Origin of the sequence: Citrobacter sp. Cb028 (genome assembly GCF_030336705.1) — a bacterium.
Lineage (GTDB): Bacteria > Pseudomonadota > Gammaproteobacteria > Enterobacterales > Enterobacteriaceae > Citrobacter > Citrobacter braakii.
Genome location: NZ_JAOWCZ010000035.1, coordinates 507,989 through 525,492 on the forward strand (window position 1 = coordinate 507,989; position 17,504 = coordinate 525,492).

General features: G+C 53.0%; 17 protein-coding genes. 11 read left to right on the forward strand and 6 right to left on the reverse strand.

Going from position 1 to position 17,504, the window contains the following annotated elements; all coding sequences use genetic code 11:
* Positions 1 to 157: 157 nt before the first annotated feature.
* Entirely contained in the window at positions 158 to 241 is an 84-nt protein-coding gene (locus OGV75_RS23705; protein ID WP_019077217.1) for a small membrane protein YohP, read from the reverse strand.
* 68 nt (positions 242 to 309) lie between these two features.
* Positions 310 to 1,044, reverse strand: coding sequence for a class I SAM-dependent methyltransferase (locus OGV75_RS21240; protein ID WP_151222497.1), 735 nt, complete (start codon positions 1,042 to 1,044; stop codon positions 310 to 312).
* Positions 1,045 to 1,213: 169 nt separating this feature from the next.
* Here OGV75_RS21240 and mdtQ point away from each other — a divergent pair, with 169 nt between their 5' ends.
* The gene (gene mdtQ / locus OGV75_RS21245; RefSeq protein WP_286481151.1) at positions 1,214 to 2,653 is read left to right on the forward strand and encodes a multidrug resistance outer membrane protein MdtQ; all 1,440 of its coding nucleotides are present in this window, start codon (positions 1,214 to 1,216) and stop codon (positions 2,651 to 2,653) included.
* 24 nt (positions 2,654 to 2,677) lie between these two features.
* Here mdtQ and OGV75_RS21250 read toward each other — a convergent pair whose 3' ends face one another.
* The gene (locus tag OGV75_RS21250) at positions 2,678 to 3,250 is read right to left on the reverse strand and encodes a DedA family protein (RefSeq protein ID WP_016153701.1); all 573 of its coding nucleotides are present in this window, start codon (positions 3,248 to 3,250) and stop codon (positions 2,678 to 2,680) included.
* Between the two features lie 164 nt (positions 3,251 to 3,414).
* Here OGV75_RS21250 and OGV75_RS21255 point away from each other — a divergent pair, with 164 nt between their 5' ends.
* On the forward strand, positions 3,415 to 4,002 hold the full coding sequence (locus tag OGV75_RS21255) for a Yip1 family protein (RefSeq protein ID WP_094761991.1): 588 nt from the start codon (positions 3,415 to 3,417) through the stop codon (positions 4,000 to 4,002).
* 180 nt (positions 4,003 to 4,182) lie between these two features.
* On the forward strand, positions 4,183 to 5,130 hold the full coding sequence (gene pbpG / locus OGV75_RS21260; RefSeq protein WP_016153699.1) for a D-alanyl-D-alanine endopeptidase: 948 nt from the start codon (positions 4,183 to 4,185) through the stop codon (positions 5,128 to 5,130).
* A 101-nt stretch (positions 5,131 to 5,231) separates the two neighbouring features.
* Here the strand turns inward: pbpG and dld are convergent, their stop codons facing one another.
* Positions 5,232 to 6,941 (reverse strand): D-lactate dehydrogenase, encoded by a 1,710-nt coding sequence (gene dld, locus OGV75_RS21265; protein WP_286481153.1) that lies wholly within the window; start codon positions 6,939 to 6,941, stop codon positions 5,232 to 5,234.
* A gap of 232 nt (positions 6,942 to 7,173) precedes the next feature.
* Between dld and bglX the strand changes: the two genes are divergently transcribed.
* The 5 genes from bglX (at position 7,174) to OGV75_RS21290 (ending at position 13,444) form a co-directional block, all read left to right on the forward strand.
* Positions 7,174 to 9,471, forward strand: coding sequence for a beta-glucosidase BglX (gene bglX, locus OGV75_RS21270; RefSeq protein ID WP_016153697.1), 2,298 nt, complete (start codon positions 7,174 to 7,176; stop codon positions 9,469 to 9,471).
* A 218-nt stretch (positions 9,472 to 9,689) separates the two neighbouring features.
* Entirely contained in the window at positions 9,690 to 10,607 is a 918-nt protein-coding gene (gene osmF, locus OGV75_RS21275; protein ID WP_080858899.1) for a glycine betaine ABC transporter substrate-binding protein OsmF, read from the forward strand.
* Positions 10,608 to 10,622: 15 nt separating this feature from the next.
* Positions 10,623 to 11,789 (forward strand): ABC transporter permease, encoded by a 1,167-nt coding sequence (locus tag OGV75_RS21280; RefSeq protein ID WP_101700144.1) that lies wholly within the window; start codon positions 10,623 to 10,625, stop codon positions 11,787 to 11,789.
* Positions 11,782 to 12,729 carry an ABC transporter ATP-binding protein gene (locus OGV75_RS21285; RefSeq protein WP_016153694.1) on the forward strand — a complete coding sequence of 316 codons (948 nt, stop codon included), beginning with the start codon at positions 11,782 to 11,784 and terminating at the stop codon, positions 12,727 to 12,729. The genes OGV75_RS21280 and OGV75_RS21285 overlap by 8 nt, the downstream gene beginning before the upstream one ends.
* The gene (locus OGV75_RS21290) at positions 12,713 to 13,444 is read left to right on the forward strand and encodes an ABC transporter permease (protein ID WP_047416222.1); all 732 of its coding nucleotides are present in this window, start codon (positions 12,713 to 12,715) and stop codon (positions 13,442 to 13,444) included. The genes OGV75_RS21285 and OGV75_RS21290 overlap by 17 nt, the downstream gene beginning before the upstream one ends.
* Here the strand turns inward: OGV75_RS21290 and OGV75_RS21295 are convergent.
* Positions 13,425 to 13,532 carry a protein YohO gene (locus OGV75_RS21295; protein ID WP_003027354.1) on the reverse strand — a complete coding sequence of 36 codons (108 nt, stop codon included), beginning with the start codon at positions 13,530 to 13,532 and terminating at the stop codon, positions 13,425 to 13,427. The genes OGV75_RS21290 and OGV75_RS21295 overlap by 20 nt on opposite strands.
* A gap of 74 nt (positions 13,533 to 13,606) precedes the next feature.
* On the reverse strand, positions 13,607 to 14,338 hold the full coding sequence (gene mlrA / locus OGV75_RS21300; protein WP_016153692.1) for an HTH-type transcriptional regulator MlrA: 732 nt from the start codon (positions 14,336 to 14,338) through the stop codon (positions 13,607 to 13,609).
* Between the two features lie 225 nt (positions 14,339 to 14,563).
* On the opposite strand from mlrA, the gene OGV75_RS21305 reads away from it, so the two are divergent.
* The 3 genes from OGV75_RS21305 to OGV75_RS21315 are packed head-to-tail and all read left to right on the forward strand — an operon-like array spanning position 14,564 to position 17,482.
* Positions 14,564 to 16,249 (forward strand): sensor histidine kinase, encoded by a 1,686-nt coding sequence (locus OGV75_RS21305; RefSeq protein ID WP_016153691.1) that lies wholly within the window; start codon positions 14,564 to 14,566, stop codon positions 16,247 to 16,249.
* Positions 16,246 to 16,965, forward strand: a complete 720-nt coding sequence (gene btsR / locus OGV75_RS21310) for a two-component system response regulator BtsR (RefSeq protein WP_016153690.1) — start codon at positions 16,246 to 16,248, stop codon at positions 16,963 to 16,965. The genes OGV75_RS21305 and btsR overlap by 4 nt, the downstream gene beginning before the upstream one ends.
* Positions 16,966 to 17,011: 46 nt before the next feature.
* Positions 17,012 to 17,482 carry a YehS family protein gene (locus tag OGV75_RS21315; protein ID WP_016156965.1) on the forward strand — a complete coding sequence of 157 codons (471 nt, stop codon included), beginning with the start codon at positions 17,012 to 17,014 and terminating at the stop codon, positions 17,480 to 17,482.
* Positions 17,483 to 17,504 lie beyond the last annotated feature (22 nt).

The following is a 17,504-nucleotide window of genomic DNA, read 5'->3' on the forward strand; positions in this document are numbered from 1 at the left end:
CGGCAATTTTCCCGCCGGGAGCCGGGATTGTTAAGGGTACGGCGATAGTACCCTTAACACGTTCACAGGGAGGATCGTTTAAGAGAAGTGAAAAACATAAGGTGAACGTAGCAATACACCGGAGGCAACAAATTCATCACCAACGGAATAACCTTTTTCAAAAAATCATCTTAAACACGCCAGTTACCACCAATAACCCAATCAGAAAAATAACTAAAATAATCCACAGTAAGATTTTCATCAGCGTTCCTTTTTTGGTGAGTTCAGGTTAAGTATAGGAAAGCCTCTGAAAATCTTCCTGTAATGACCTTACTCCGGTTTACGTGCGCTGAGCAGAAACACCATTGGCCGCTCTTTTTCTTCATCCAGCGCCGGGTTTTCAGCAATCTGTTCAGCGGACGGTCCCCATTCATCGACACAAACGATTTCGAATCCGGCGGCTATCAGCGCATTAATCCAGGTCGCCAGCTTACGGTGCTGTTTTTTGACACCCTCCGCGAACCAGTTACTGATGCGTGTGCCTTCCTGCTGATAATGATTGACCGGCCAGGACTGTTGCCCGGTTTTATCTTTTATCCAACCTTGATTAAGCGGTGCAGTATAAATGGGATGCTCGGCAGAGAATACCAACATGCCTCCCGGTGTTAACGACTGGTAAATCGTTACGAATAATCGCGCGATATCGCGCAAATAGTGCAGGGCAAGTGAGCTGTAAACCAGGTCAAAGGAATTTGGCGACAGGGAAAGCGTTTCGAGATCTTCACGGCGATAAACGATGCCATTACCCTGCGTCATACTGTGCGCCTGAGTTAACATCTTGTGTGAAATATCCAGTCCCACTACGCTGGCCGCCTGGTTATCGCGCGCGTAGCGGCAAAACCAGCCATATCCGCAACCCAAATCGAGGATATTTTTTCCCTGTAGAGCGGGGAGCATCGCTTGAATTGTCGGCCATTCTGGCGCACCGTCGAGCCCTTTTACTGAACGGTCCAGTGTGGCATATCCGGCAAAGAACTCGGGATCGTCATAGATATTCTGTGACATAATGTCTCCATCCATAAATTATTAAAATTAATTAATCTAAATTATTTGTTGGGTGTATATTTTTCCGATTATATATTTTTATTGCCAAAGGTGTATTGCCACGCGTAACTAAAAAAGGAAACGCGACAAGTCGTAATCTCAGCACATCTTTTCTTACCTGTGTCTCTCCATGAATCGTAATTCTGCTTTTGTCACGACGGCATTGTTGCCGCTTTTTATTTTGATGTCAGGTTGCGCGCCGATGTATGATGACCGCCAGTCTCTGTCACAGCAGACCCCCGCTGCGAATGTCGATACCACATTGCCTGCGGCGTTAAAAAATGGCTGGCCGGACAGCCAATGGTGGAAGGCATACCATGACCCCCAGCTTAATGCGCTGATTGACAGCACGTTAAGAAACTCCCCTGATATGCAGGTCGCGGAACAGCGCATTCAACTGGCGGAGGCGCAGGCTAAGGCTGTGGAGGCGCAGGATGGCCCGGAGATCGATTTCTCTGCAGATGTGGAGCGTCAGAGAATGTCAGCCGAAGGGCTGATGGGACCGTTTGCCATTACCGATCCGGCCGCCGGGACGACCGGGCCGTGGTACACCAACGGCACCTTGGGTTTAACTGCTGGCTGGAATCTGGATCTGTGGGGTAAAAATCGGGCCGAAGTGACGGCACGTATTGGGGCCGTTAAGGCGCGTGAAGCCGAGCGCGAGCAAACGCGACAGGTGCTGGCGAGCGGTGTGGCTCGTCTTTACTGGGAATGGCAAACGCAGGCCGGGCTGAAAACCGTGTTGACGCAAATCGAAACCGAGCAGCAGAACGTCATTAACGTTGATCGTCAACTGTATCAAAATGGTCTTACTTCTTCGGTGGAAGGCGTTGAAACCGATATCGATTCCAGCAAAACAGAGCAGCAGCTGAACGATGTCAGCGGTAAAATGAAGGTGATTGAAGCGCGGTTGAGCGCGCTGACCAACTCGCAGTCCACAGCCCTGAAACTCCATTCGACCCCGCTGCCCGCGGTGGAAAGCCAGCTTCCGTCCCAGCTAGGTTATTCGCTGCTGGCCCGCCGACCGGATTTGCAGGCGGCGCACTGGTACATAGAGTCATCGCTGAGCAGCATTGATGCGGCGAAAGCGGCGTTTTATCCCGATGTAAATCTGATGGCATTTTTACAACAGGATGCGTTACATCTGAGCGACTTGTTTCGCCATTCCGCGCAGCAAATGGGCGTAACGGCCGGGCTGACGCTGCCTATCTTTGATAGCGGCAGGCTGAACGCGAATCTCGACATTACTCAAGCGCAAAGCAACCTGACGGTGGCGAATTACAACAAAGCCGTGGTGGATGCGGTGAATGACGTGGCGCGTGCAGCATCGCAGGTAGAAACCCTGGCGCAGAAGAATCAGCATCAGCAGCAGATTGAGCATGATGCACTGCGCGTAGTGGGTCTGGCGCAGGCGCGCTTCAATGCCGGAATTATTGCGGGCTCCCGGGTTAGTGAGGCAAAGATCCCGGCATTACGTGAACGGTGCAACGCTCTGCTTTTACAAGGGCAATGGCTGGATGCCTCAATCCAGTTGAATCGTGCGCTGGGGGGCGGCTACCACGCTTCGTAACGCACCCGCCCGGTAGACATCGCGCTACCGGGCTGTACTTTTGCTGCTGCGTTTTTTTAACCACCACCGAACGCCAGGCACCAGCACAATCACCAGAGCCAGCCATATCCAGTGCTTAATATGCTGGTCGAGATTGTGTAGCCACGGCGCAATGACTTCTCCCCCCACGTAACCCAGCGTGGTAAATATCAGCGCCCACGCCAGCGCTCCCAGAATATTCAACGGCAGGAAAATTTTAGGCGGCAAATGGCTTGCGCCAATCAGCAACGGGCCGATCACGCGAAAACCATACATAAAACGGGTGCCAATCACGAACAGATAAGGACGGCGCTGGATCATTTTCTGCGCCCGGCGGATTTTGTCGCGATGTTTTGAGAAACGACGCAAAATTTTTCCACCGTAACGACGCCCAAGCAAATACAGCAATTGATCGCCAATCATCCCGCCCAGGGCCACAGAGATAACCACCAGAGGAAATTTAAGTAATCCCTGATGTGCCGCCACGCCGCCCAGCAGGGTAATGGTTTCACCTTCGGCCAAACTGCCAATGACCAATGCGGCGTAACCGTAATGTGCAATAAGACTGTTTATATCCATATGTCTGGATGACCTCCCGACGTTAAGCATACACCCTGTGAATCATCGTGGGGTTTAAAAGCGCTGAATTAGCGGTTCGTCATTTTTGTTGTTGTACAAAAATTAATCCAAAGCTGAATTATACTTGAACTGTTGAGGTCCGGAGCTGACAAGAAGGGGGCGGTATGAACCATGTCTGGGGGCTGTTTTCCCATCCCGATCGTGAAATGCATGTGATCAACAGCGAAAACGAAAGCGTTTCGCATCACTATACCCACCATGTACTGCTGATGGCGGCAATCCCGGTTATTTGTGCGTTCATCGGTACCACACAAATCGGCTGGGATTTTGGCGATGGCAATATCCTGAAATTATCCCTGTTGACTGGATTTGCAATGGCGATTCTGTTTTACGGGGTGATGCTGGCGGGCGTTGCCGTCATGGGCCGGGTTATCTGGTGGATGGCGCGTAACTACCCGCAGCGTCCGTCGCTGGCACATTGTATGGTGTTTGCCGGATATGTCGCGACGCCGCTGTTTTTAAGCGGGCTGGTCGCACTTTATCCGCTGGTCTGGCTGTGCGCATTAGTCGGGACTCTCGCGCTGTTTTACACCGGTTATTTACTTTATCTCGGTATTCCGACGTTCCTGAATATCACTCGTGAGGAAGGGTTGAGTTTTTCCAGTTCGACGCTGGCGATCGGTGTGCTGGTACTGGAGGTTCTGCTGGCTATTACGGTAATCCTGTGGGGTTACGGCTATCGGTTATTCTGACGGATAAACCTGTCTACGCTGCGTTGTTGACGTAAAAGTCAGCAACGCAGCATTTCGAGATGATTCTCCTGTGGCAGCAAACCTACCGGATCGCTATGATGCCTGAGCTAGCTTGAGATAATACTTAATCTCTGGCGGTGTGCGTTGTGACGTGCGTGAACCATTATCAGAAATCTCATCATGCTGAAATTCCGAGTTTCATTATTAAGCCTTGCCCTGGTGCTGGCCGTTCCTTTTGCACCCCAAGCCGTGGCGAAAACGGCAACTACCGCAGCGGCTTCTCAACCTGAGATAGCGTCCGGTAGCGCGATGATCGTTGATCTGAATACCAACAAAGTTATCTATTCGAACCACCCGGACCTTGTGCGTCCGATTGCGTCGATTACCAAATTAATGACGGCGATGGTGGTGCTTGATGCACGACTGCCGCTGAATGAAAAGCTGAAAGTCGATATTAGCCAGACGCCGGAGATGAAAGGCATATACTCTCGCGTACGACTGAACAGCGAAATCAGTCGTAAAGACATGTTACTACTGGCGCTGATGTCATCAGAAAACCGCGCGGCGGCGAGCCTGGCGCATCATTACCCGGGCGGATACAACGCGTTTATCAAAGCCATGAATGCCAAAGCGAAAGCGCTCGGCATGACTCAGACACGCTTTGTGGAACCCACTGGCTTGTCGATTCATAACGTCTCGACCGCCCGTGACTTAACCAAGCTGCTGATCGCCAGCAAACAGTATCCGCTGATCGGCCAGTTAAGTACTACGCGTGAAGATATGGCGACGTTTGCCAACCCTGCGTATACGCTGCCGTTTCGTAACACCAACCATCTGGTATACCGCGATAACTGGAATATTCAGTTAACGAAAACCGGGTTTACCAATGCGGCAGGCCACTGTCTGGTGATGCGCACGGTGATTAACAACAAACCGGTGGCGCTGGTGGTGATGGATGCCTTTGGCAAATATACTCACTTTGCAGATGCCAGCCGTTTACGTACCTGGATTGAAACGGGCAAGGTGATGCCGGTTCCGGCGGCGGCGCTGAGCTATAAAAAGCAAAAAGCTGCGCAGATGGCGGCGGCAGGTTCGGCGAAGGGCGAGCAAACCGCACAGAACGATTAAATAAGATGTCTTATCCGGCCTACGCATAGCGAATGTAGCAGTAGGCCGGGCAAGCGAAGCGCTCCCGGCAACATGCCCGGTAGCGCTTATCTTTTTCAGGTTTACGATTCTTTCCAGAACTTCTGCTTACTCGTTTTCCCAATACCCGGATTCATACTGTTGGTGGGGTCATTCTCACGGTAAAAACGGGTCAAGGTTTCCGGTGCCTGATACAGATGCCCGACGTTATGCTCTGCCGGATACTGCGCCCCACGCTCACGAAGGAGTTCCAGCATCTGCTCTTTGAGCGCATGCGCATCCACGCCTTTTTTCACGATGTAATCCTGATGGAAAACGTAACACATAAAGTGACCGTAATAGAGTTTGTGCACCAGTTGACTGTCGATCTCTGGAGGCAGATGCTCGTACCATACGGTGTCGTTACGACGCAGCGCGATATCCAGCGCCAGAATATCTTCCACCTCATCCGCATGTACGGCCTGATAACGAATAGCCGCGCCAGCCGCCGCAAAGCGGTGCAAGAACGCCTTGCTGCCTTCTTCCGCCGTACAGGCAAAGAAGTCGCCTTCAGCGGTTTTGAAATACTCGCTTAGCCAGTTTTGGGCTTCAGCCACGCCGCCACCGGCCATTTTTAACAGCAGGTGATGCTCGTACTTATCGCGCCAGCTTTTCATGCGCGCCGGTAAGTGGCTGGGGAACAAATGACCAAATTTCTGCATTGCCCGGTCGGTGAAGTGAGGACGGAAAATTTTCACTTTTTCCAGCATCGCATCGGTGCGACCTTTCAGGGTGAAAAAGAACGGCATTTTGTCGGTGCCGAGCTTGTCGATCATCAGAAACGTATCTTTGCCGTATTGCTCAGCGATGTCGTAAATATCGCGGTGCATATATTCACCGGCGACCGGCAGATGCTCGAATTTTGCCAGAATATGACGGCGGATCTCCGTCAGCACCTCTGGCTGGTTGGTGCCGATGTAAAAGACCTGCTGGTTTTTTTCGGCTTCGAAGGTGTCCAGACGCACGGCAAAGACCGCGAGCTTGCCTGCACAACCGGACGATTCAAACAAGCGATCCGGGTCGGCGTTATAGCGTGCGGGCGTGTCCGCGTCGATATCTCTGACACGGGTAACGTAGTCGTGATCGTGCGCGTGACGCCCGTCGTGGCGAACATCGTCATCTCTAATACGCTCGTCATCCAGTTTGCTCAGGATCTGCTCCGGGGTCTGGCCCAGCTCAATACCCAGATGGTTAACCAGCTGTAATTTTCCCTGTTCGTCAATACGCGCAAACAGCGACATCTCCGTGTATGCCGGGCCGCGCTGTACCAGCGAGCCGCCGGAGTTGTTGCAAATGCCACCGATAACCGAAGCGCCGATACAGGAAGATCCGATGACCGAATGCGGCTCACGGCCAAACGGTTTGAGCGCTTTTTCCAGCGAATAGAGCGTGGTTCCTGGATAGGCCAGCACCTGTTCACCTTTGCCGATGACGTGCAGCTTATCAAGACGCAGGGTGCTGATAATGACAATCTCGCGGTCGTAATCATTACCGCTCGGCGTAGACCCTTCGGTCAGGCCGGTGTTAGCGGCCTGCATCAGAATAATTTTATCCGCGGCGACGCAGGCGCTCAAAACGCGCCACAGTTCTAAAAGCGACCCGGGGAACACGACGGCAAGCGCATCGCCCTGGCCGGAGCGGAATCCCTTGCGATAGCGGGCGGTTTTAGCAGGTTCTGTCAGCAGGTGTGAATGACCCACCAGACGGGTCAGTTCATTCAGGAAAGCTTTATTATCTGTTGTAATGGAAGACATTCTCCACTCCTTGTGGTGGGACTCAATATCAGGAACAAGCATAGCGCTTTGTATGACAATACGCTTTCTCATTCATATTGTCTCTGGTTCGTCTTTTACTGATTCGCGCTGGTTTCGAAAATTAGGAGAATAACCTTAGCTTTCTTTATCGCTCCCGTTTAGTCTTACGGCAAACTGCGGTTTTTGTTATATTTTCGCTGCCTCGTCGGGAAAAAATAAAGAGAGAATCAACATGAAATGGCTATGTTCTGTAGGTGTCGCGGTGAGTCTGGCATTGCAACCAGCGTTGGCGGACACTCTGTTTGGTAACCATCCACTGACGCCAGAGGCGCGGGATGCCTTCGTTACCGATTTACTTAAGCAGATGACCGTAGATGAGAAGATTGGGCAACTCCGTTTGATAAGCGTCGGGCCTGATAACCCGAAAGAAGCCATCCGCGAGATGATCAAAGACGGGCAGGTTGGGGCAATTTTTAACACCGTCACGCGCCAGGATATCCGCAAAATGCAGGATCAGGTGATGGATCTCAGCCGCCTGAAAATCCCTCTCTTTTTTGCCTACGACGTATTGCACGGTCAGCGTACCGTATTCCCGATAAGCCTCGGTCTGGCGTCCTCCTTTAATCTTGATGCGGTCAGAACCGTTGGTCGAGTGTCTGCGTATGAAGCCGCCGATGATGGTCTGAATATGACCTGGGCGCCGATGGTCGATGTCTCGCGCGATCCGCGCTGGGGCCGCGCCTCGGAAGGGTTTGGCGAAGATACGTATTTGACCGCCACGATGGGCAAAACCATGGTGGAAGCGATGCAGGGTAAAAGCCCGGCCGATCGCTATTCGGTGATGACCAGCGTCAAGCACTATGCCGCCTATGGCGCGGTTGAAGGCGGCAAGGAATACAACACTGTCGATATGAGCCCGCAGCGTTTGTTCAACGACTATATGCCACCGTACAAAGCCGGACTGGACGCCGGTAGCGGTGCGGTGATGGTGGGGCTTAATTCGCTGAACGGCACGCCGGCGACTTCGGATGCATGGCTGTTAAAAGACGTGCTGCGCGATGAGTGGGGCTTTAAGGGCATTACCGTTTCCGATCACGGCGCGATTAAGGAACTGATTAAGCACGGCACTGCCGCCGATCCTGAAGATGCGGTGCGTGTGGCGATCAAGTCCGGCATCAACATGAGCATGAGCGATGAGTATTACAGCAAATACCTGCCGGGGTTGATTAAGTCAGGTAAGGTGACGATGGCGGAGCTGGACGACGCTGCGCGTCATGTGCTGAACGTGAAATATGATATGGGGCTGTTTAACGATCCGTACAGCCATCTGGGGGCCAAAGAATCTGACCCGCAGGACACCAACGCGGAAAGCCGTTTGCACCGCAAAGAGGCGCGTGAAGTGGCGCGTGAAAGCCTGGTGCTGCTGAAAAACCGTCTGGAAACATTGCCGCTGAAAAAATCCGCCACCGTAGCGGTTGTCGGTCCGCTGGCCGACAGCAAGCGTGATGTGATGGGCAGTTGGTCTGCTGCCGGGGTTGCCGATCAGTCAGTAACGGTGCTGACGGGGATTAAAAATGCCATCGGCGAGCAGGGCAAAGTGGTATACGCCAAAGGGGCGAACATCACCAACGACAAAGGCATTGTCGACTTCCTCAACCAGTATGAAGAGGCGGTGAAGGTTGACCCGCGTTCGCCGCAGGCGATGATTGATGAAGCCGTTAACGCCGCGAAGCAGTCTGACGTGGTCGTCGCGGTAGTTGGTGAAGCGCAGGGAATGGCGCATGAAGCCTCCAGCCGCACCGATATCACCATTCCGCAGAGTCAGCGTGACCTGATTACCGCGCTGAAAGCCACGGGTAAGCCGCTGGTTCTGGTACTGATGAACGGTCGTCCGCTGGCTCTGGTTAAGGAAGATCAACAGGCCGATGCGATCCTCGAAACCTGGTTTGCCGGGACGGAAGGCGGTAACGCCATCGCCGACGTGCTGTTTGGCGATTACAACCCGTCAGGCAAGTTGCCGATGTCTTTCCCGCGCTCTGTCGGACAGATCCCGGTCTATTACAGCCATCTTAATACCGGTCGCCCGTATAATGCCGATAAGCCGAATAAGTACACGTCGCGCTACTTTGACGAAGCGAACGGTCCGTTGTATCCCTTTGGCTATGGCCTGAGCTACACCACATTCACGGTTTCTGATGTGAAACTCTCTTCTCCGACGATGAAGCGTGACGGGACCGTGACGGCCAGCGTGCAGGTGACCAACACCGGCAAACGCGAAGGTGCGACGGTGATTCAGATGTATTTGCAGGATGTTACCGCTTCAATGAGTCGTCCGGTAAAACAGCTGAAAGGTTTTGAGAAGGTGAATCTTAAGCCGGGTGAAACCCAAACCGTTAGCTTCCCAATTGATGTTGAAGCGCTGAAATTCTGGAACCAGCGTATGCAATACGATGCCGAACCGGGCAAGTTCAACGTCTTTATCGGCGTGGATTCTGCCAGAGTGAAGCAGGGCGAATTTGAACTGCTGTAATTGATATCATGCCTGATAGCGTGACGCTTATCAGGCCTGCGAAATCGTACCATCCGGTAAACTCACTTTGGGTTTGCCGGATTTTTTTTATTGCATTATCGCCTTACCGCGAGTAACTCTCAGTGTTACTACCCTATTGCCAGGTTAAGGCTTGATTTTTCGACTATGCTTTTTCCTCAAGTCTCTGAAAAGGGCCGTAAAAGAATGAGGAGTGCAGCATGATAATTTCAAAAGTTTGGGTGGGTTCGCTGGCGTTGTTAGCCGCGATCAGCTTGCCCTTGCAGGCCGCGTCACCCGTCACGGTCGGTTCAAAAATAGATACCGAAGGGGCGCTGCTCGGCAACATTATTTTGCAGGTGCTCGAAAGTCACGGCGTGAAAACCGTTAATAAAGTACAGCTGGGTACCACTCCGGTGGTGCGTGGGGCAATCACCTCTGGTGAAGTGGATATTTATCCGGAATATACCGGCAATGGCGCATTCTTTTTTAAAGATGAGAATGATCCTGCATGGAAAAATGCGCAGGCCGGTTATGACAAAGTGAAAAAGCTGGACGCAGAGCAAAATAAGCTGATCTGGCTAACGCCTGCGCCCGCCAACAACACCTGGACCATTGCGGTTCGCCAGGATGTCGCGCAAAAGAATAAGCTTGAGTCCCTTGCCGATTTAGGCCGTTACCTGAAAGACGGGGGGACGTTCAAACTTGCCGCCTCTGCGGAATTTATCGAACGGGCTGACGCGCTGCCTGCCTTTGAAAAAACCTATGGTTTCAAACTGAATCAGAATCAGCTGTTGTCGCTGGCGGGGGGGGATACCGCGGTGACGATTAAAGCAGCGGCGCAGCAGACCTCTGGGGTCAATGCAGCGATGGCCTACGGTACCGACGGTCCGGTTGCGGCGCTTGGTCTGCAAACATTAAGCGATCCGCAAGGCGTACAGCCCATTTATGCGCCAGCGCCCGTTGTGCGTGAATCGGTGCTGCAGGACTACCCGCAAATGGCAGAATGGCTACAACCGGTATTTGCCAGCCTGGATGAAAAAACGCTGCAACGGCTGAATGCCAGTATCGCCGTGGAGGGACTGGATGCGAAAAAAGTCGCAGCAGACTACCTGAAGCAAAAAGGATGGGTGAAGTAACGGAGTTTGCAGCAGGTGGGTGTTTTGTCGAATATTTCAGTAAATCGGGTGCTGTTGCTGCTGGTGTTTCTTACCATCGCGGCGGCAGCGCTTCCTTTCATTAGTTATGCTCCCAATCGCCTGGTTTCCGGTGAAGGTCGTCAACTCTGGGATATCCAACCCGACATGGCATGGGGATTAGCGGCGGCCTGTGTGGTGCTGTTTCTTCTGTGCTTTGTACCGGGAAAATCCGGCAATATATTGACGCTTATCGTTAGCCAACTGTTGGTGATTGCGGTGCTGGTCATCGCCGGCACAACGGCAACGTATTTGGCCCAGACGGGTAGTCCTCTGGCCAGAACCAGCCTGGGCAGCGGGTTCTGGTTAGGGCTGGGAGTGATGCTGCTGGCAGCCAGTGACGCCATTCGTCGCATCACCGAACGGGCGTCGTGGCGTTGGTTATTGCACGCACAAATATTCATTTTGCCGCTGGTGTTACTGCTCTCCGGTACGTTTAACGATCTTTCTCTGCTTAAAGAATATGCCAACCGCCAGGATGTCTTTAACGACGCGCTGGCGCAGCATCTGACGATTCTGTTCGCTACCGTGGTGCCCGCGCTGCTCATTGGCGTGCCGCTGGGCGTCTGGTGTACTTTTTCTGTCTCCCGTCAGGGGCCGGTATTCGCGGTACTGAACATTATCCAGACTATTCCCTCCGTCGCGCTGTTTGGCCTGTTAATAGCGCCGCTTGCTGGACTGGTGAAGCACTTTCCCTTGCTGGGTTCGCTTGGCGTAGCGGGAACCGGTCTGACGCCTGCGCTTATTGCGTTGGTGCTGTATGCGCTCTTACCGCTGGTTCGCGGCGTAGTGGCTGGATTGAATCAGGTTCCACGCGATGTACTTGAAAGCGCCCGGGCGATGGGGATGAGCGCGCGTCAGCGGTTTATCTCAGTGCAGTTTCCACTGGCGCTGCCGGTCTTCTTGCGCAGTTTGCGAGTGGTGATGGTCCAGACGGTGGGGATGGCGGTGATAGCCGCGCTGATTGGTGCAGGGGGATTTGGCGCGCTGGTCTTTCAGGGATTGCTCAGTAGCGCCGTTGATTTAGTGCTGTTGGGCGTGATCCCGGTCGTTGTGCTGGCTGTGTTGATTGATGCGCTGTTTGATTTAGGGATCGCGCTGCTAAAGGTATCGAATAATGATTGAATTTCGCCATGTCAGTAAAACCTATGGCCAGCAAAAAGCCGTCGACGACCTTAACCTGCAGTTAGGAGAAGGCAGCTTTTCGGTATTAATTGGCACGTCAGGTTCGGGCAAGTCTACCACGCTAAAGATGATCAACCGGCTGGTTGAACATGACAGCGGGCAGATCCGTTTCGCCGGGGAGGAGATCCGCAGCCTGCCGGTGCTGGAGTTACGACGGCGCATGGGGTACGCGATTCAGTCTATTGGTTTGTTTCCCCACTGGACCGTCGCGCAGAATATTGCCACCGTACCGCAGCTGCAAAAGTGGTCACGTTCACGTATTGATGACCGAACAGATGAACTAATGGCGCTGCTGGGCCTTGAGGCGAGTTTGCGCCACCGTTATCCGCATCAGCTTTCCGGTGGACAACAGCAGCGGGTTGGAGTTGCGCGTGCGTTGGCCGCAGATCCGCAGGTGCTACTGATGGATGAGCCTTTTGGCGCGCTGGACCCGGTCACCCGCGGCGCGCTGCAGCAGGAGATGACGCGTATCCATCGTTTATTGGGACGTACCATTGTGCTGGTGACGCATGATATCGACGAGGCGCTGAGACTGGCGGAGCATCTGATTTTGATGGATGCGGGAAAAGTTGTGAAGCAAGGCACGCCGCTGTCGATGCTCACTGCGCCAGCGAATGATTTCGTGCAAACTTTTTTTGGCCGCAGTGAACTGGGCGTAAGGCTGTTGTCACTGCGTACGGTAGGGGATTTTATCCGTCGCGGCGAACACTCAGACGGCGAGCCGCTGGTGGATGAGATGACGCTACGTGATGCATTGTCGGTGTTCGTGGCGCGTGGCTGCGATGTCTTGCCGGTCGTGACGCCGCAGGGGTTACCCTGCGGGACGCTTCATTTTCGCGATTTGCTTTCGGAGACGCCGACCCGTGAAACGTCTTGCTGATCCATTGCTATGGCTTGTTGTGCTGTTTCTGATCCTGTTGGTGGGATTGCCTCACAGTCAGGCCCTGTTTAGTTCGCTATTTCCGGCGCTGCCGCGTCCCGTGTATCAGCAGGAAAGTTTTACGGCGCTGGCGTTGAGTCATTTTGCGTTGGTGGGGATTTCAAGCCTTATTGCCGTCATCATTGGCACCGGCGCGGGAATAGCGGTAACCCGGCCCTGGGGCGCGGAATTCAGGCCGATGGTGGAAACGATTGCCGCCGTGGGGCAGACATTTCCTCCGGTCGCCGTGCTGGCGATCGCCGTACCGGTGATGGGGTTTGGGCTTGAACCCGCGATTATCGCGCTGATTTTGTATGGCGTGTTACCAATCTTGCAGGCAACTCTGGCGGGACTCGGCGGAATTCCTCCCAGCGTGATGGATATCGCCAGCGGAATGGGCATGAGTCAGGGCCAGCGGCTGCGTAAAGTGGAGTTGCCGCTGGCGGCACCGGTTATTCTGGCGGGAATTCGCACGTCGGTGATTATTAATATCGGCACCGCTACGATAGCCTCAACCGTCGGGGCGAACACGCTGGGCACGCCGATTATCATCGGCCTGAGCGGGTTCAATACCGCCTATGTGATTCAGGGGGCGCTGCTGGTCGCGCTGGCTGCGGTGATAGTTGACCGCGGGTTTGAGCGATTAGCGAGCCACCTTACCCGGCACGTAAAATGAATGTGTAGCCTGCCAGCATGACGCCGCCGATACCGCCGATGGCCATCAGCAGGAAGAGGGTAATGACACCGATTTTAGCTGCGCTCATTATGCACTCCTTATGTGAATCTAAGGATTGTACACGTTTGTTAACAGAATATTAAGAGCCGATCCTGGTTGGCTTTAAATACCGAGTGGATAAATATCGTGACCTAACGCGCGCCATTCGTTCAGTTGTTGCTGCTGAGCGGGCGTTTGGCTTTCGCCGCACCAGACCAGTAAGGTTCGCCCTTCAAACAGCTCTGGTCGCAATTGGTTTAGCGAGTGGGCGAGGACGTCAACGCGCCATCCCTGCTGGCTGGCTACCCAACCCTCCAGCCATAAGCGAGTGGTATCATGAATGTTCCAGCCGACAACCAGGGCATCTTTACCCTGTTTCTTGCGCGCCGAGGCCAGACAAATCGCGATGTAGTTGATGAGGACACCGTCGAGGATCCCCAGTAACGCCTGCAGGATCGGCTGCTGACATTGCAGGCGACGGCGTAACGGAATGAACAAATGGGTGTTGAGCGTTTGTGCGGGATAATCCTGACCGCGCTCTTTGATCCACATCCTGAGGCTATGCAGATTATTACTTTGCAAATAGCTCAACAGCGTCTCTTGCTGTTCGCGCCAGCCGTTATGCACATCAATGTTCTCATTGCTGAGCAACATTTTTACCTTACTGACCTGAACGCCGTTATTTATCCAGCGTTTTATCTCACGGATCCGGTCGATATCCGCGTCGTTAAACAGGCGATGCCCACCGTCTGTTCGCTGCGGTTTCAGTAATCCGTAACGCCTCTGCCACGCGCGTAAAGTGACAGGGTTGATATCACAAAGCAAAGCCACTTCACCTATTGTGTAAAGCGCCATCGTCGTCTCACTTATGCTCGCGAGGTCCCAGTTTTACTTTAGACGCTCTTTTGCGAACCAGGTAGTTTTGTCTGTTTTTTGATCAACAAATGGGTGAATTTGTAGTCATGCTCGCGCTTTCGAGTGATCGTTCTCACAAATTCCTTTTTTTTTGCAACACTTCAAAGAAAGTTACGCGCAGCCCATGTATGTTACGCGCTTTTAAGTGATGTGTGGTTGGCAGGTATGTACGAGTTTAATCTGGTGTTGCTGCTGCTTCAGCAGATGTGTGTGTTTCTCGTTATCGCGTGGCTCATGAGCAAAACGCGTTTGTTTATCCCGCTGATGCAGGTCACGATCCGGCTCCCGCACAAGCTGCTTTGCTACGTTACCTTTTCCATTTTCTGCATTTTGGGCACCTATTTCGGGCTGCACATTGATGATTCTATTGCTAATACCCGTGCTATCGGCGCGGTGATGGGCGGGCTGCTTGGCGGCCCGGTGGTCGGCGGTTTGGTCGGTCTAACCGGTGGCTTACATCGTTATTCAATGGGCGGAATGACGGCGCTCAGTTGCATGATTTCGACCATTGTCGAAGGTTTGCTCGGCGGGCTGGTGCACAGCGTGCTCACCCGTCGTGGCCGTACCGATAAAGTCTTTAGCCCACTGACCGCGGGTGCCATTACTTTTGTCGCCGAACTGGTGCAGATGCTGATCATCTTGTTAATCGCCCGGCCGTTTGACGATGCGTTTCGGCTGGTCAGTAATATCGCCGCGCCAATGATGGTGACGAATACCGTGGGCGCAGCCTTATTTATGCGTATTTTGCTCGATAAACGGGCGATGTTTGAAAAATATACCTCTGCTTTTTCCGCCACTGCGCTCAAAGTTGCCGCCTCAACGGAGGGTATTTTGCGCCAGGGGTTTAACGAGGTTAACAGCATGAAGGTCGCTCAGGTGCTGTATGAAGAGCTGGATATCGGTGCTGTGGCAATTACCGACCGCGAGAAGCTGCTGGCATTTACCGGCATTGGTGACGATCACCATCTACCCGGAAAACCTATTTCGTCGTCGTACACCCAACGGGCGATAGAAACCGGAGAGGTGGTGTATGCCGATGGGAATGAAGTCCCTTACCGCTGCTCTTTGCACCCGCAATGCAAATTAGGCTCGACGCTGGTGATCCCTTTGCGGGGGGAAAACCAGCGGGTGATGGGGACCATCAAACTGTATGAAGCCAAAAACCGCCTCTTTAGCTCGATCAACCGCACGCTGGGGGAAGGGATCGCCCAGTTGCTTTCGGCGCAGATTCTGGCCGGGCAGTATGAGCGGCAAAAAGCGATGCTCACGCAGTCGGAAATCAAACTCCTGCATGCACAGGTGAACCCCCATTTTTTGTTTAATGCGCTCAACACCATCAAAGCCGTGATCCGACGTGATAGCGAGCAGGCCAGCCAACTGGTGCAGTATCTGTCGACGTTCTTTCGCAAAAACTTAAAACGTCCGTCGGAGATTGTGACGCTGGCTGATGAAATTGAGCACGTTAATGCCTATCTGCAAATTGAAAAGGCGCGATTTCAGTCGCGCCTGCAGGTGACTTTGACGGTGCCAGATGCGCTTTCGTATCAGCAATTACCTGCCTTTACCCTACAACCTATTGTGGAGAATGCCATTAAGCACGGTACCTCTCAGCTACTGGATACCGGCGAAGTGTCGATTACCGCCCGCCGTGAAGGGCAGTATCTGATGCTGGATATTGAAGATAACGCCGGGTTGTATCAGCCAACGTCTGAGGCCAGCGGATTGGGTATGAATCTGGTTGATAAACGACTGCGCGAGCGGTTTGGCGACGATTTTGGCATCAGCGTAGCGTGTGAACCTGACCGCTTTACCCGAATCACTTTACGACTTCCTCTGGAGGAACTGGCATGATCAAAGTGCTGATTGTCGATGACGAACCGTTAGCGCGGGAGAATCTGCGGATCCTGTTGCAGGCGCAAAGCGACATCGAGATCGTCGGCGAATGTTCGAATGCGGTGGAAGCCATCGGCGCGGTACATAAACTGCGTCCGGATGTCCTGTTCCTTGATATTCAGATGCCGCGTATCAGCGGTCTGGAAATGGTTGGCATGCTTGATCCTGAGCATCGTCCGTATATTGTTTTCCTTACTGCCTTTGATGAATATGCGGTGAAAGCTTTTGAAGAACACGCGTTTGATTATCTTCTCAAACCGATTGAAGAGGCGCGACTGGAAAAAACGCTGAGCCGTTTACGTCAGGAGCGCACGAAGCAGGATGTATCGCTACTGCCGGAGAATCAGCAGGCGCTGAAGTTTATTCCGTGCAGCGGCCACAGCCGAATCTATCTGCTGCAAATGGATGACGTGGCGTTTATCAGCAGCCGCATGAGCGGCGTGTATGTGACCAGCAGCGATGGTAAAGAAGGTTTCACCGAACTGACGCTCAGAACGCTGGAAAGCCGTACACCTTTGCTGCGCTGCCATCGGCAGTATCTGGTGAATATGGCGCAATTGCGGGAGATCCGTCTGGAAGAAAACGGTCAGGCCGAACTGATTTTACGCAACGGGCTGACAGTTCCGGTAAGTCGCCGTTATCTTAAAAGTCTAAAAGAGGCGATTGGACTGTAAAACTGATACACTGCGCGCCATTGCATCACCGACAGTTGAAGGCTCTATGCTAAGTAACGATATTCTTCGTAGCCTGCGCTACACCCTGAAAGCGAACAATAACGACATGGTGCGTATTCTTGCGCTTGCTGACATGGAATCCACCTCCGCAGGTTTTGATACCTGGATGACAAAAGAAGATGAAGCCGGGTTTATTCGCTGCCCGGATATCATTCTCTCCGGATTTTTAAACGGTCTGATTTATCATCTGCGTGGTAAAGACGAGTCTGCGCCGGAACTGGCGCTTGAGCGTCGTGTTAACAACAATACGGTGCTGAAAAAGCTGCGTATAGCCTTTTCGCTGAAAACCGATGATATTCTGGCCATTATGACCGAGCAGAAGTTTCGTGTGTCGATGCCGGAAATTACCGCCATGATGCGCGCGCCGGACCATAAGAACTATCGCGAATGCGGCGATCAGTTTCTGCGTTATTTCCTGCGGGGTTTGACGTCGCGAGTGCACAAAACGAAAGCGTAAAACGACGCTGGCGACCACGATG

What these genes read in the sequence shown, in the direction of transcription:
- OGV75_RS21255 (WP_094761991.1), top strand. Translation starts at nt 3,415, where the DNA reads ATGAACCATGTCTGGGGGCTGTTTTCCCATCCCGATCGTGAAATGCAT.
- OGV75_RS21285 (WP_016153694.1), top strand. Translation starts at nt 11,782, where the DNA reads ATGATTGAATTTCGCCATGTCAGTAAAACCTATGGCCAGCAAAAAGCC.
- osmF (WP_080858899.1), top strand. Translation starts at nt 9,690, where the DNA reads ATGATAATTTCAAAAGTTTGGGTGGGTTCGCTGGCGTTGTTAGCCGCG.
- mdtQ (WP_286481151.1), top strand. Translation starts at nt 1,214, where the DNA reads ATGAATCGTAATTCTGCTTTTGTCACGACGGCATTGTTGCCGCTTTTT.
- pbpG (WP_016153699.1), top strand. Translation starts at nt 4,183, where the DNA reads ATGCTGAAATTCCGAGTTTCATTATTAAGCCTTGCCCTGGTGCTGGCC.
- OGV75_RS21240 (WP_151222497.1), bottom strand. Translation starts at nt 1,044, where the DNA reads ATGTCACAGAATATCTATGACGATCCCGAGTTCTTTGCCGGATATGCC.
- OGV75_RS21305 (WP_016153691.1), top strand. Translation starts at nt 14,564, where the DNA reads ATGTACGAGTTTAATCTGGTGTTGCTGCTGCTTCAGCAGATGTGTGTG.
- OGV75_RS21295 (WP_003027354.1), bottom strand. Translation starts at nt 13,532, where the DNA reads ATGAGCGCAGCTAAAATCGGTGTCATTACCCTCTTCCTGCTGATGGCC.
- OGV75_RS21250 (WP_016153701.1), bottom strand. Translation starts at nt 3,250, where the DNA reads ATGGATATAAACAGTCTTATTGCACATTACGGTTACGCCGCATTGGTC.
- mlrA (WP_016153692.1), bottom strand. Translation starts at nt 14,338, where the DNA reads ATGGCGCTTTACACAATAGGTGAAGTGGCTTTGCTTTGTGATATCAAC.
- btsR (WP_016153690.1), top strand. Translation starts at nt 16,246, where the DNA reads ATGATCAAAGTGCTGATTGTCGATGACGAACCGTTAGCGCGGGAGAAT.
- bglX (WP_016153697.1), top strand. Translation starts at nt 7,174, where the DNA reads ATGAAATGGCTATGTTCTGTAGGTGTCGCGGTGAGTCTGGCATTGCAA.
- OGV75_RS23705 (WP_019077217.1), bottom strand. Translation starts at nt 241, where the DNA reads ATGAAAATCTTACTGTGGATTATTTTAGTTATTTTTCTGATTGGGTTA.
- dld (WP_286481153.1), bottom strand. Translation starts at nt 6,941, where the DNA reads ATGTCTTCCATTACAACAGATAATAAAGCTTTCCTGAATGAACTGACC.
- OGV75_RS21315 (WP_016156965.1), top strand. Translation starts at nt 17,012, where the DNA reads ATGCTAAGTAACGATATTCTTCGTAGCCTGCGCTACACCCTGAAAGCG.